Here is a 14329-nt window from a genome sequence, read left to right on the forward strand (position 1 = left end):
AGTAGCTACTGCCTGTTGGCCGGGGCAGCAGGTAGTAGCTGAGGACATCAGATCAGGGCCGGTGATATTCTTTGCTTACAGTGCTATTTCAAACAGGCTGGAACTACCGCCACGGTAGTGTGCAGGCAGCTCCGGGGCGTCGCCGGTAGGCACCACACCAAGATAGTTAAACCCGCAACTAATGTAGTAGTTGTTTAGTTTGTCGTTGCCGCTGCCGGTATCCATTCTGACAAATTGTTTATGATGTTCGGCGGCATAATCTTTAGACCAAGCCACTATTTTTTTTACATATCCATTGCCGCGGAAGTCAGGATGGGTGGCTATCCGGTGGATATAAACAGAGGGATCTTTATCTTTTTCTTTCCAGATAAAAGGATCCTGGAAAGTAATGGTGAAAACGCATACAATTTGTTGATCCACTACTATCTTCCACAATCTTCCTTCCTGTATTTCATTTTCTATCAGTGTCCTCTTAAATCCCTGCCAGTACGTTTGTTTAGCTTTTTTCTGCAGGATAGTGCCTGCATCATACAAACTGAAGATGATGTCGATGTCTTCAATAGTGCTGTTAATAATTTCCATGAGAGATGAATTTTAATGCCTGTAAAATTCAAACTTTAATACCATTTAAAACAGATTCACTTTTGTTTATTTAGACCAGATCAGATTTTGTATAAGTCTTTATAGTATTGCTTCCGTAAAATATATGTATCTTCATCATGTAACAATAGCAGAGAGATGAGAATCACTATATCAGGATACTCCACCGCTTTATTTTCCACCTGGTATCTGCTGGAAGAGCTGGGGATTTTAATGGATGCGGGAGATGGACTTACATCGGCCTTATTGCAAAAGAGCAGGAAAATTAATTACGTGTTTATATCACACGCCGACAGGGATCACCTCACGGGTCTGGTACAATTGAACCAGCTCAACGCCCGCGATGGCTTCCCGGTGATCTGCTATCCCCGCGACAGCAAATCATTCCCCGCCATGGCCGACTTCCTGCAAAGATTTGACCCGCACACCAGCGGCATACAATGGCGCGCAGTAGGTCCCGGCGACGAAATTTGGGTGAGAGATGACGTAGTTGTCGTTCCCATCCGAAACGAACATGTAACCACCGACCATCATATTATCAGAAGCCTGAGCTATAAAGTGATGCAGGTAAAGCAAAAAGTAAAACCGGAACTGGCCACCCTGCCTCCTGCCACGCTGAAGGAAATCATCATGGAAAAGGGAAAGGAAAGCACCACCATGGAAGTGAGAACTAACCTGGTCGGCTATTCCGGCGATACACCAGTAAAAGACCTGCAGCGTTGGGATCAATCGGGTATACTGATACATGAAGCAACTTTCTTAGCCAGCGAAGGCGATGTAAAGGTAGTGGCGCATAAAAATAAGCACAGCAAACTGGAAGAAGTGATGGAGATGGTGAGCCATATCAGCGTGGAACAGCTTATCCTGGGGCACTTCTCTTCCCGGTATTCCGCTGAGCAGATAGACCATGCCATCAAAGATTTATGCAACAAATACGCGATTAATATTCCTGTATTCCGTTTATTACCCGGACTAACAGTGAAGGATATACTATCCGGACACCCGGTTAATAAGTAGTGTGGTAGCCTGTTTTGGAGATTACTTTCAACAATTTTCTAAAATATTTTTTAGAAGGTTTGTTTTTGTGAGATTTTATTTCCTACATTTGCATCCCGCTACAAAAGGTCGGAGACGGGGCGTAGCGTAGCCCGGTATCGCGCCTGCTTTGGGAGCAGGAGGTCGCAGGTTCGAATCCTGCCGCCCCGACTTAATAAAGAAGCTTACTCAGAGATGAGTAGGCTTTTTTGTTTTTAGCTAAACGTTTTGTATCGCGTACCGCTGTAAGCGGCAAGGTCGCAGGTTTGAATGCTGCCGCCCCGACTTAATAAAGAAGCTTACTCAGAGATGAGTAGGCTTTTTTGTTTTTAGCTAAACGTCTTGTATCGCGTACCGCTGTAAGCGGCAAGGTCGCAGGTTCGAATGCTGCCGCCCCGATTTAACTGGATAGGGATGTTTTTTATACCATCCTGTCCTTTTTTATTTTCGCCTGTAATGCGGTTATGAAATTTGCTTTTTCTTAAATTGAATAATTTCAATGATTAATTTTTCTGGCAATGGTTGATTGTTGGGAAACTGTACGGATGCTTTGCCTACGACATATTCCGATAACTCTTTTGCAAAGTTTTGCAAAATCCCTGTTCCTACATAAAATCCTGCAAACTTTTTATACCCAGCAATCATAATTTGCTTGTCTCGTTTGCCGCCTTTTACTAAAGCGTAGGCTGGAATATCATAATTAATTAACTCTTCCGCATTGGGAGCAGTTTTTAAAATTATTTTCTTTAAAGCAAGTAATGTTTTTTGGGTATCTTCAGGTTGCTGTGCAAAATACTCAGCAACTGTTTTAAATTTTGATGTTGCCATGATTGCTAACTTTAATTGTGATTTGACTTTTGAATTCTAATAAGTTGTACGTTTAAGATTATTAGCCATACCAAATAAGTTAAAAAAAGTAAACGAGGTGGATAGCCTAATGGGACATCGGGTCCATATGCGTAGTCGCCTTTTGGTATTACATAAATAGAGAGATGAATAATAAAACCGACTAAGCCAAGTAATGGTATAACTGATGTCCATATCAAAACTTTCTTTGCCGCAGCCCATGATTTATTTTTTAAAGCAATGCTTATGTTAATCAATAACGCAGCAAATGGAAAAAGAAACAAACCTGCCATACCTGAAAACATGTGAATTAAACCTGTTGTTGATATTTTATCAGGTGCAGTCGTTAAAGGGTCGGTGGTAAACACTCCCACACAAAAAGTTCCTGCACAGCAGATAAATAAAATGACCAATCCAAGTTTCCCAAAAAATCCTTTTACATGCGATTTAATGTTAAATAGCAATATTCCATAACTGAATGATGAAATAATAAATGCTAAAGACATCATCCATCCATGAGAACCAATGGCGTATTCACTCAATGGATGCCAATAGGGGTCTAAGTCCGGTCTAATGAAAATTAATACACTTATTAAAAGATGATAAGTCATTGCTGCTGCTATGGAAAGTTTTGCCAAAACAATAGAGGTTTCTTTATTTATCATTTTCTTGAAATTTAGGATGTAAAGATGCACAAGTATAATAAATCGAAGGCTGTGCAAACGCGCCATACATAGGGTGTTTTGAGCCATTTTCGTCTGATAGGTTTGTAGAAGGCAGTTACAGTGTTGGCTTACTTATTAATAAGTGCAATAAATAGTATCACATATTAAAAATATATTCTGTGTTTTTCGGGGTTATTCTAAAGTAATTAGCCATTAACTCCATTTCATCAAGTTTGAATAGTCCTGGGTTCTTTAGTTTTCTTACTAGAGTATTATAATGTATTCCGGTGCCCTTCGCTGGAGAGGTTGGGTTGACTGTAGCTGCTTTATCTGCTGTCCCTTATCTAGCTGGCCGTATATTGTCTGGTAAATTTACTTTTACAATTTTAAGTGCTTCTTCTGCATTTCCTTCTCCAAGATATTCACTTTTGTTTTTGTCACTACAAAACGAGCTTCCACTTTGTTTCCGGCTTTCGCTGTAATACTTTTTCCTCCATTAGTTTTGGGAAAATTTTCAAATTGTTTGGGTGTTACATTTGGTAAGTTGTCTGTGTCATAAGGATAACCTGTACATCTACTAAAACACAAAGTGTACAAACTTGTGAATGGAAATAGTTTATTTAGTGTATTGTCCTGAATTGCGAGTTTGACAAAATTGCTTTAAATTTTCTATTTCATTTATCAAAAAGTTCGAACTCGGTCCAGTCATCCCGACTTAACAAAGAAGCTTACTCAGAGATGAGTAGGCTTCTTTGTTTTTAGCTAAACGTCTTGGTATCGCGTACCGCTGTAAGCGGCAAGGTCGCAGGTTCGAATGCTGCCGCCCCGACAGATTTATTTTTGTATCGTCATCCTGCTCTGGCAGCGGCCTTTTTATTTCGGCTAATTTTTAATTTACTTAAGGTTGGAGGTCCAGTACTGCTCTACCACTGAAAAGGTCTGCAGGTACCGAAACGTGTTCGTGCGCAATCAGCCATACTCCATCAATTTTGCGGAAGCCAAAGGTTAGACGTTCCCAACGATCGACCTTCTGTCCATTCGGCATTGTTGTCTGCATCCGGAGGAGCTGGTGGCTGAACGCCACGTCGGCGCCCGTGACAATGCTTAGGTCACGTGTCTCGAAATCAATAGGGTGCTGAAAAAAAGCGAATACTTGTTCCCAAACATTTCTATACGTATCTGTTCCCACCTGCTGCAGCGGGGGCACAATATCGAACGCTACGAATTCCGGAGCGTAAAGAGACATCATTAAATTCAAATCCCTGGTGCGAAATGCCTTAACAAAATTGTCGATTTGCCCTCGAATCTGGGCTTCATCACTTGCTTTGTTTTTTTCGATTGTCATTATTGTTTCTTTTTTTGATTTGTTTACTGTCTGCGCAATTTGAGCATAATTTACCTTGGGAAGTGTAGCACTGCAAAGGAGCATCAGTCCCAAAATTGTTTTTCTTTTGTTCATGGTAAAAATATAATTGAGTAATTGTTTCACTACAATAACTACTGAGAAAACGAAAAATGGACAGTGACAAGGGAAATATTTTTGCCAGAGAAGAAAATAATTTTCAAATTATATCCAATTCTGGTATTCTCTGTGGGTTCTAAAGTCGAAAAGGGTTACAAATAATTGACTGTCAGATGGTATTTTGCAATCTGTCTTAAATCTATTAAACAGGGCGACTTAACAAAAAAGCCTACTCAGAGATGAGTAGGCTTTTTTGTTTTTGGTAAAATTGCTCTCAGTTTAAATGAAACAGTTGCTTAATTTTTGGATCAAGTAGCAGGGCTTCTGTAAGCTGATCTCCAACCTTAGTATCCGCATAGGCCTGACTGGTAAAGAAATGAAGGTACCTATACTCCATAAGGCTGTCTAATTCTTTATTTTTAGCACCCGAAACGGAAAGAATAGATTGATGATAGTCCGGTTTGAAGGTTTGGGTTTTGACATCTATTTTCCCTTCATTCATAAATCCCTTGGTTTTCTTAAAACAACGGCATGGATTTTCTGGATTTATCAACCCACATTTATGATCCATAAATTGGAAAAGATCAGCCTTAGCCCGGGATAATTGCTTTCTGAAATTCTCCGGCGTAATATCAAGCAATGAAGATGCAACGGATGATTTAAGGTTAAATATGCCACCAAGTATGAAGACAATCCTTTGCTGCCTGTCGAGGCATAGCAACATGCCCGATATACAATTGTTTCGTACGTCGATAATGTAATCACGATATTGTTCCTGTTCTTCAACGCTCATATCCTCATCAGCGTGTACTTCATCGATATAGACACCAAGTTGATTAAAAGAAATCACTTCCTTCTCTTCCCTTTTGCGCTTACAGCTGATAAAATGATTCACGACCATGCGATATAACCAGGTGCGAAAACTGCTTTTGCCATTGAATAAGCTAAGCTTGGTGATCATTTTGATGAGCACCTCCTGTGTCAAATCAGCGGCATCATCAGCATTCTTTACCAGTTTGAGCGCGACATTATAAATGAACCGCTGATGACGGCTAACCAGTTTTTCCATGGCTTGTCTTGAGCCTTGACAAGCCTGCTGCACTAGGATGATGTCCTGGCTTTCATCGTATTTTTCGGTAAATGGATGCATGATCAATATTTAATGGTGAAATATTTCCCAATAACCATAAGTTATTTAATAAGATTAACTTCGGCCTGCAGCCAGGCCGCCATCAATATCCAGTACAGTGCCTGTAATCCATGCCGCTTCATCGGACAATAAAAATACGATCGCATTAGCGACATCGGCTGGTTGGCCATTTCGTCCCAAAGGGTGGATGCTGTTAAATCCCTTATAGGCTTCTTTCACACCTTCCGCTGATCCCATCAGTTCGTCCAAAACACCGGTTTCAACAATTCCCGGAGCAATAGCGTTTACACGGATCTTATCATCCGCCAACTCCATAGCCGCATGTCGTGTAAAAGCCTGCAAAGCTGCTTTTGCCATCGAGTAAGCTGATGTAGGCATTCCTTTGACCGCATGTTCTGCCCAGTATGAACCAATGTTTACAATCGAACCACCACCATTTGCTTTCATTTTCTTTGCGACCGCCTGGGTAATAAAATAAAATCCACGATTGATATTCAGGAAAGCGTCATAATCCTCGCGAGTACTATCCAAAAATGGTTTAGGTGCGAAAATGCCGGAGGCATTAACCAGATAATTAATCGATTGACCATCTTGTTCAAGTATAGAAATGTAACCAGACACGTCTATGTCTGAGGTAAGATTAAGCCTTACTCCGGAAACCTCGCCGAATGCACTTAATTCGGTTAATGCCGCATCAATACTCGTCTGGCTTTTACTAATGACAATCACTTTAACGCCATTCTCTAATAATAATTTTGCTGTGGCTTTGCCCATACCGCTTGTTCCGCCGATTACAATGGCTGTTTTCAAATGGAAAGATGATTTTTTCATAATTGCCCTTTTAATTTGTTTGTCTCTTAGACGCAAATTGTGAATACTGTGACAACTTGAACAATTCTCTCACATAGCAGCCTATCCAACTATTGTTCCCATCAATCGTTGTTACTCCCAATTCTTACACACCTTCTGGTAAATCTTCCCTGGCTGGTAAATAATCAACGCGAAAAAGGAAAAAGTTTGGGTCCTGTCGCCCCGACTCGCCCAAGCCCGGGTTCGTTTTTCAGGGCGTGGTCCGAACCGTGCTAATATCGGGGGCGACTTTCAATTTTAAAAAAATACCTAAAAGTGAGTATTGCACACGATGCAAACGCAATGTAGCTTACAGCACTAATCTTTACGAATTACACTTTACATTAGAAAAGACAACTTAAATGAAGAAACTGTACACTTATTTAGTAGCATGTGTAATGCTTATTTCCTGCTCGAAAGATAAAAATAAAACTGAACCTGAAACTGGTGGCAATTTATCAACCGCCCCGACTGCAAAAGTAACATACGACAACAAAAATTATGGTATTTATAAAGGGGTTTTTGTAGGTTCAACCGGAAATGTTTTGATCAATTTTAAAAATGACGGTACCACGTTATCTGCAAATTTTGTAATTGATAGCAAATTGTATACTTACACATCCAATAGTTCAACCACAGAAGGTACAAATAGCACTATCACTTTCCGCAATAATAATGACTATTTTGATTTTACGGTGAATGCAGACGGAAGCAATCCGACTATTGCAAATATTCATATCAGCGGTCATAGCAACGCGATAGTTCGGGTATTAAAAGAAGCGTCTAATGCACAAGTATATTGCTTTGAAGGCACTTTTACTGAACAAGGTGGTAATGGTACCCTAAATTTGGTTATCAAAAAAGATAAAGTTGAAGGATTGTTTATTCCTGCTGACTTCCAGGTTATCCCGCCTTTAAAAGGTTCAGTAACTAATAATAACATTACCGCTGGTATAGGGGAAGAGCCCAATAAGATCGCAACTATTACAGGCGTTATTACCGAAAAAAATATTAAAGGAAACTGGAGTTCGGATACCGGTTCTGGCAGCTGGGAAGCCCACAGAACATTATAATACTATTGTTGTCCGATTTATAAGCAGGTTCGACAATTGCTCAGCCGCCCCGGCAACAAAAGGAAACCCTTCAGATCATTTGAATCTGGAGGGTTTTTAATGGAGATGATGTTAGAATAGTTTCAGGGTTTAATGGTGTAGCAACGGATATACGAGGGCTAATGCTGTTGCGCAAAATCGCAAACCGTAGCTTTGAAAGCAGTATTGTTTTCGTAATAAAGCAGGTGTCCTCCTTCTATTATACTCACTGTTTTTTTCGGGAAAGCAAAAGTTTTGTAGCCCTTTATGCCCACGGCATGATCCGCTGTTCCGGCAATAATCAGCACCGGTATCTTTAGTTGCTGTGTAAAAGGTATATAGTCTTTTGTATACTCGGGGTATTGTTCTTGTTTGAATAGCACAGCTATCGCAAAATCCTGTGAGCGCTTATAGTCATCTATTGCCATTTGTTTTTGAATAGTCGCCGTATCTTCCGACAGTAGCTTGTATGCTAAGCCACGTTTACGTAGTGCTGTCATTTTCTCCACATTTAACTGCCAAAGTGTATCCCTGCTAAGCGTAGCGGATACACTCGTATCTTCACCCAGGAGTTCTTTCTTATACTGTAGAGCTTCCGTTAAGGCGGTTTTGCTCAACATGTTTAATGTAACGGATACCAGCATTAACGCCCGAACATTGGCAGGATGTGCTAAGGCATAATTAAATGCCAGCATACCTCCAAAAGAATGGGCAAGCAGAAATGGTTTGTCGGCTTTTAGGTATCGGCGCAATTCTTCTATATCCTGTATCACCCTGGAAAGATGATAATTTGTTGCATTTTGCGACTTTCCCGATCCTCGCTGATCAAGGTATACCATTGTAAAGCACGCTTCTAATTCCTTGCCTTTCATTTCTTCGAACGAGCGGCTCCCTTGCCCCGGCCCTCCATGAATAAATATACAAACCGGGCCTTTACCTGCAACTTTCACGTAAAGCTTAACACTATCACTTGTTTTGAATTCAAATTCCCCCTGTTGTACAGATTGTGCATACATGCTATACCATCCTAAGAATTGCATAACACCTAACAAGATAAATTTTTTCATTCAAAATGATTTTCCTGTAAAATACGAAAAACAGCTTGATCAGCATATTGATCCGCTAGCCAGGCAGCGCGGGTGATAGGTGGCTATTTTTCATAAAGAAGCTTACTCAGCAGCGAGCGCGCTTTTTGTATTTGGAGACTATCGTATTAATTTAAGAGATCTAATAACAGATCGGTAATTTCGAATCTCGGAAATTCACCCGTGTTGTTTAATAAAATAATCACAATATCTTTATCTGGCTGCCGTGCCAGCATTGCATATTGTCCTAATTCCGTTCCCGGATGATACTCAATGTTGTGTTTTTTAGATGCTTTAAACTGTAATTTGTCTATCATCCATCCATAGCCGTACCATGCGTCCCATTCTTTCCACTCCACCCTGGGTTTAAACAGCTCATTCATCCAGTAGGGCGATAATAACGTATGCGTCGACAGCGCATCATGCCATGCGAGAAGGTCTTCTACACAAGAAGTGATACCTCCGGCCCCTACTACATTCTCCAGCGGGTAGCTCAGTTCGGGGTCTCCATTAATATAGCCAATAGCGATAGTATCGTTAGGAACAGTAGATCCAAACACGGAATGCTTCATCCCGGCCGGCAAGAAAATACGCCTGGCCAACAGATCGCCAAATTTTTGACCGGTTACCTTTTCTATCACATCGGCCAAAACAACATAACCTGAATTAGAATAGCTGAAGGCTGTACCCGGTTCAAAATCCAGGGAGTCACTGCAAAAGCGCTGTACAAGACTATCAGGGGAATAAGTTCTGGAGAATATTTGCTGAACATACTCCATGTTGTCAGTGTAATTGGGTATACCTCCCTGGTGTGTTAGTAATTGTGCTATTGTTACGCCGCCATTCACATATTCCGGAAGGTACTTCCTTACGGCATCCTGCATACCGATCCTGCCCTGTTCCGCCAACTGCATAATGAGCATAGCTGTGAATTGCTTGCTCATTGATCCAATCCTGAATTGAGTGGCTAAGGTATTCGGTATATGCTTTTCAACATTGGCCATACCAAAACCTTTCTCATAAATTACTTTACCCTGGTATTTAACCAGGGCTACACCGCTGAACTGATGCTGCTGATAGTAAAATGAAAGTATGGAATCTATGCCGGCTGACTTGTCCTTTCTGTATTGAGGTAAGCGTTTTCCCAGGACGACTTTGTAGTTAAGTGTTGAATTCTTTTCCCGTATCATCCTGATTACAGAATCCACCCGGTATCCCACTTGTAAGCTATCGTAATCTTTCCAGAACACATCTGCACTGTCCGTATTCACATCCGGACTTAATGCAGCCATAGATTTTCCCTGGCGCACTACCTCCTGCTTTGAGAAAGGCGCTACTTTGCCGGTATCAATTCCCAATACAAAATAATTCAGATTGCTCCGGGCCGGATTAAGGTCAAAAACTTTTCTACCACCATAAATATGAAGTGCATTATTGTCCTGCACATGATCCAGGTAATACTTACCACCGTGTTGCTCGTAAACAATCGATACAGAATCACTGAGCATCTTTACATTCATGCGCAGAATACGCATCACTAATGTTTTTATAGCACTTAATCCCCAGTATTTGATTCCCTTCTGGCTCAATTGAACATCGAATTGAAGAAAAGCCAGGCTTTGTGCATCAAGCAGCATACGGCCCTTGTATAGTGGTTTCTTTATGCCGTCTTTTTGATCAAAAGTGATCTCATATACCTTTCGGCCATTGAGCTGGGTCAATCCATTAAAGGAAAAATCGTACTCTTCCTGCCCTTTTTTACTGAGTAAACCAGATTCATGAACGTTGGCAACCAGGTCATAATCGAAGAGATCTGATGGAGTGATGTCAAAATCGATGTCGTTGCCATTGAAAACGGTTTCGTCTTTAACGACTCGGACCCGATCAACCTGCAATTGCTTATTCTGCCGCGCATAGTTGTCATTATAGATGTTAAAACGTGCCTGGGAGAGATTGATGATAGTCTTACCATTGGAAGTGATAATCCTGTAAAAACCATGCACGAGGTACGGAACGGTAGCGTAATTCAGTGGGATGCTATCTATGGCCCGCCTGATCAGATCAAGGGCATTGATACCCGATACTACCACTTCAGATAATTGTTTAACCTTCGCATTCATCCTGATTATCTTATGTGCCGTATCGGTTTGTCGAGAGGGTAACGAAACAGATGCATATTTTATATGCGTAATCAATATGCTATCATTTCCATCATGTAGCGGTACCACGAGCGAAAATTGCCCTTCATCATCACTGTATGTATTATACAGACCTCTCGATGACTGGATAGTAGCATGACTGACAGGTTTTCCCGTGGCTGCATCCAGGATAATACCCCGAATCATAAATTGTCGGTTCTGTCCCCAACTGTCAGAAACGAAAAAGAATAATACAACTGTAAGGATCCCAACCTGGATGTACCTGCCCATTTTAAATAAGATAGTTAATACAACATAAAAAACAATCTTAACGAGCCTCCGGATTAACAACATTTATACTTATTCTTTCCCTTCCGAAAACAACGTTTGTATGGATTCCAAGTTATAACACCCACTGGCGGAAAATAACAAACAGGCCGTTAAAGCTTTGCTAATATATTTATTAAATAAAACTCCACTGTCAATGCATTGAAATACACCAGGTTCAGCGGTCTGGTTATGCGAAGGGGTACAATTTATCAATTATTTAAAATTACCTTGTTCACTTTTGTTGCTGAGTAGGATTCTTTGTTTTTAGCTTAACGTATCAGATATATCGTACCGCTGTAAACGTCAAGTGACGCAGGTTTGAATCCTGTCAACCATGGGACTACGGCAACGTGTCTACTACTAAGAAATCAAAATTATTTTTCCTTAATGACTTTACGGTGAGACATTCCCCATTGCAATAATTGTTCGGCCACAGGAATGAGCGTTTTACCATAACTGGTAATGGAATATTCTACAGTAACAGGTTTGGTATCATGAACAGTACGTTCCACAAGTTTGTTTATTTCCAGATCTTTTAACTCTTTGGACAACACTTTACTTGAAATACCAGGTATTCCTCTAAGCATTTCTATAAGGTAGCAGAGATTGTACGAACCTCCGATTTGGACTGGACATTAGTAAGAGTTGCAGGGTTGACTAACAAAGCTAAATCCAACAACGTGAAGTCTGGATATTTAGGGCATGGTATTATCGGTTTTTCAACCTCCCGTGCAGATATGGCGGACTTCATTTTAAATCAGGTAGCTAATCCCGCTTACATACAGCAAGCACCGGCAATCAGTAGCTAATATTATTACGCTGAGAAGCAAGGCCTCGATAGCCTTGCGTTTTATGCTCAACACGGTTAAGCAACCTGGAGGTTTGTTGCCATACTTACAAGTTCAGGAACCATTTAGTAGTTTCGATCCTTGAAGCTTCCGGCCCAATATCCAGGCGCCTTGCATAGATCTGCTTTGCTGCACCACCGGCAGGATAGCGTAGTTGATCTTTTCCGTCGGTTGCGGCATCAAAAATAACTTCCGCAATATTTATGGATTCTCCGGTCTGCTGTATGCGGCCGATCATCTTCTTAATCACATCATCATATAAAGGGTGTGAAACGACATCGGCGGAGGTGAATAAATTGGTTTTCGTTGCATCCGGTGAAACAGTTTTAACACCGATGCCAAACATGGATAACTCTATGGATAAGCATTCACTTAAACCTTCTAATGCCCACTTGGTTGAGTTATAGACACTGCTTAGCGGAAAGCCTGTAAGTCCTGCCATGGAAGTAGTGTTGATAAACAATCCACTTTTCTTTTCCCTGAAATAAGGTATAAAGGCCTGGATGACTTTCAATGGACCTAAAAGATTTGTGTTAACCTGCTTTAATATTTGCTCTTCGTTAACAGCTTCCAACGGACCAAACAACCCATGGCCGGCGTTATTCAGCACCACATCAATGTTGCCTGATGAAATTGCCGATTGAACAGTGGAATGAATTTGTGTATTATTTGTAACATCTAAAGGAAGGATTAATACATTTTCAAGTGCGGTTAATTCCGTTTCGTTTTCTGGCGTCCTCATAGTGGCTATTACTTTCCAGCCTCTCGCCTGAAATAATTTTGCTGTTGCCTTGCCGATGCCTGATGAAGCACCCGTAATAAAAATTGTTTTCATATATTCTGGTAGATTTATGATTCAAAAATATTGCGTAAAGAGTATACATTTGATACCTGTATCCTTTAGGATACTTAATTTATTTTGGTATTACTATGACAAGCAAACACAACGAACGGCGTTTTAAAGAGAAGATAAAAGCCATACAGGATACGATGTTTGTACTTGGGGGTAAATGGAAGTTACCAGTCATCCTTTCCATTTATAGTGGCAACAAACGGTTTAATGATATTGCCGCTTCTATTCCCGGCATTACCAACCGTGTATTATCCAAAGAGCTAAAGCACCTGGAAGAAAACTTACTGATCAGTAGAACTGTTATAGATGATTACCCCGTTAGGATCGAATATACCATTACGGATTACTGTTTAACTACAGAAGAAGTGGCTGCTCCATTGGAAAAATGGGGTAAAATTCATCAGAAAAAACTCCGGGGAAAGATGTAGCGATTCCTAAAAACAAGTAGGGGGTACATTGTTAATGTACCCCCTACTTGTTAACTATTTTTCAATATCTACTTTACAAAATCGATAACAAGGACCTGCTACTGCTATTGAGGAGGCCATGCATACCATGCCACAAACTTCTGTCCCCAATCCGGGTATTTTGTTTGAATATCCGGGTCAATAGAATACAGGTGTGCTGTAATACTTGCATTATAGTAACTATAAACGGCAACAGTCCCCGGTCTTGAGTTATTAGGGAAAACATGAAATACAGCGTCCGGCGTATTTCTATACCAATTTGGGTATCCCAGGATCCCAGGATCATTAGGATCAAGTGAATAAGCATGGTCCCGTGTAACGTTATTATAATACTCGTATACCGGCACGGTGCCTATATGCGATATAGGTTGTGGATATGCACCGAAGCCGACACCAACGCGCACCCAACCCGGATCAGAAAAATTCGCATCCAGGCTAAGGAAACGATCGCCATTTGCACTATTATAATAATCATAGAGCGGCGACTCCTCAAAAGGGTAAGGAAGACCTTCCGTTGTTATTGAGCCGGCAGCAAGGCCCTGTCCCTCAGCCTTGACAGCTATATGGTCCGATCTCTGATTTAATGGCTGGTACACTGGAGAGGAGTCTTTTTTGCAGGACATGCTGATGATTACAAACAGCAGCGGCAAAATACGGGTGAACTTTTTCATGGATAGAGGTTATATATTTAGTGGAACTAATGTAGAAAATAGACCGTCACTTTACAAAATTAATATTAACAAGAAAAGCCGGGAAGAGACAATTCACTGAAAGTGATAGATATCAGCGCTTCTTACTAATATATCATGCGAATCCCCGTCGAAATGTAGTCAGAATAAAAGGAAATCATCCTTAGAACGGTACAAATATCCCTCAGCGAGCTACAAACTTTCAAACTGATGTAAGTACC

At 40.8% G+C, this 14329-nt stretch carries 14 protein-coding genes, 1 tRNA gene and 2 pseudogenes; 5 read left to right on the plus strand and 12 right to left on the minus strand.

Annotation, left to right across the window (positions count from 1 at the left end):
- Positions 1-75 precede the first annotated feature (75 nt).
- On the minus strand, positions 76-582 hold the full coding sequence (locus tag J7623_RS12140) for a GNAT family N-acetyltransferase (protein WP_291920556.1): 507 nt from the start codon (positions 580-582) through the stop codon (positions 76-78).
- Between the two features lie 156 nt (positions 583-738).
- Between J7623_RS12140 and J7623_RS12145 the strand changes: the two genes are divergently transcribed.
- Positions 739-1617, plus strand: a complete 879-nt coding sequence (locus J7623_RS12145) for an MBL fold metallo-hydrolase (protein WP_291920557.1) — start codon at positions 739-741, stop codon at positions 1615-1617.
- 115 nt (positions 1618-1732) lie between these two features.
- A tRNA-Pro gene (locus J7623_RS12150) sits at positions 1733-1806 on the plus strand.
- Positions 1807-2097: 291 nt separating this feature from the next.
- On the opposite strand, the gene J7623_RS12155 is transcribed toward J7623_RS12150, so the two are convergent.
- The 6 genes and pseudogenes from J7623_RS12155 to J7623_RS12175 all read right to left on the minus strand — a co-directional run bounded on the left by J7623_RS12155 (position 2098) and on the right by J7623_RS12175 (position 6589).
- Complete coding sequence (locus J7623_RS12155; RefSeq protein WP_291920558.1) at positions 2098-2463, minus strand: iron chaperone; 366 nt, start codon at positions 2461-2463, stop codon at positions 2098-2100.
- Positions 2464-2474: 11 nt separating this feature from the next.
- The gene (locus J7623_RS12160) at positions 2475-3146 is read right to left on the minus strand and encodes a DUF998 domain-containing protein (protein WP_291920559.1); all 672 of its coding nucleotides are present in this window, start codon (positions 3144-3146) and stop codon (positions 2475-2477) included.
- Between the two features lie 378 nt (positions 3147-3524).
- Positions 3525-3788 (minus strand): annotated as a pseudogene (locus J7623_RS31750) (DUF6193 family natural product biosynthesis protein); the annotation flags it as partial.
- A 256-nt stretch (positions 3789-4044) separates the two neighbouring features.
- Positions 4045-4605: a nuclear transport factor 2 family protein gene (locus J7623_RS12165; protein ID WP_291920560.1), complete on the minus strand. Its 561-nt coding sequence runs from the start codon at positions 4603-4605 to the stop codon at positions 4045-4047.
- Positions 4606-4882: 277 nt separating this feature from the next.
- On the minus strand, positions 4883-5758 hold the full coding sequence (locus J7623_RS12170) for an RNA polymerase sigma factor (RefSeq protein WP_291920561.1): 876 nt from the start codon (positions 5756-5758) through the stop codon (positions 4883-4885).
- Positions 5759-5812: 54 nt separating this feature from the next.
- Complete coding sequence (locus J7623_RS12175) at positions 5813-6589, minus strand: SDR family oxidoreductase (RefSeq protein ID WP_291920562.1); 777 nt, start codon at positions 6587-6589, stop codon at positions 5813-5815.
- A 380-nt stretch (positions 6590-6969) separates the two neighbouring features.
- Here J7623_RS12175 and J7623_RS12180 point away from each other — a divergent pair, with 380 nt between their 5' ends.
- On the plus strand, positions 6970-7680 hold the full coding sequence (locus tag J7623_RS12180; protein WP_291920563.1) for a hypothetical protein: 711 nt from the start codon (positions 6970-6972) through the stop codon (positions 7678-7680).
- A 158-nt stretch (positions 7681-7838) separates the two neighbouring features.
- Here J7623_RS12180 and J7623_RS12185 read toward each other — a convergent pair whose 3' ends face one another.
- The 3 genes from J7623_RS12185 to J7623_RS12195 form a co-directional block, all read right to left on the minus strand.
- On the minus strand, positions 7839-8765 hold the full coding sequence (locus tag J7623_RS12185) for an alpha/beta hydrolase (RefSeq protein WP_291920564.1): 927 nt from the start codon (positions 8763-8765) through the stop codon (positions 7839-7841).
- 146 nt (positions 8766-8911) lie between these two features.
- Entirely contained in the window at positions 8912-11128 is a 2217-nt protein-coding gene (locus J7623_RS12190; RefSeq protein ID WP_291920565.1) for a serine hydrolase, read from the minus strand.
- Positions 11129-11625: 497 nt separating this feature from the next.
- Positions 11626-11838 carry a helix-turn-helix domain-containing protein gene (locus J7623_RS12195; RefSeq protein WP_291920566.1) on the minus strand — a complete coding sequence of 71 codons (213 nt, stop codon included), beginning with the start codon at positions 11836-11838 and terminating at the stop codon, positions 11626-11628.
- A 15-nt stretch (positions 11839-11853) separates the two neighbouring features.
- Here J7623_RS12195 and J7623_RS31755 point away from each other — a divergent pair.
- Positions 11854-12060: pseudogene (locus J7623_RS31755) on the plus strand (NAD(P)H-binding protein); the annotation flags it as partial.
- Between the two features lie 85 nt (positions 12061-12145).
- Here J7623_RS31755 and J7623_RS12200 read toward each other — a convergent pair.
- Positions 12146-12934, minus strand: coding sequence for an SDR family oxidoreductase (locus J7623_RS12200; RefSeq protein ID WP_291920567.1), 789 nt, complete (start codon positions 12932-12934; stop codon positions 12146-12148).
- 95 nt (positions 12935-13029) lie between these two features.
- Between J7623_RS12200 and J7623_RS12205 the strand changes: the two genes are divergently transcribed.
- Positions 13030-13380, plus strand: coding sequence for a helix-turn-helix domain-containing protein (locus J7623_RS12205; RefSeq protein WP_291920568.1), 351 nt, complete (start codon positions 13030-13032; stop codon positions 13378-13380).
- 104 nt (positions 13381-13484) lie between these two features.
- Here the strand turns inward: J7623_RS12205 and J7623_RS12210 are convergent, their stop codons facing one another.
- Complete coding sequence (locus J7623_RS12210; protein ID WP_291920569.1) at positions 13485-14090, minus strand: hypothetical protein; 606 nt, start codon at positions 14088-14090, stop codon at positions 13485-13487.
- Between the last annotated feature and the right edge of the window lie 239 nt (positions 14091-14329).

The organism is Chitinophaga sp. (assembly GCF_017745275.1).
In the GTDB taxonomy this organism is placed as follows: domain Bacteria; phylum Bacteroidota; class Bacteroidia; order Chitinophagales; family Chitinophagaceae; genus Chitinophaga.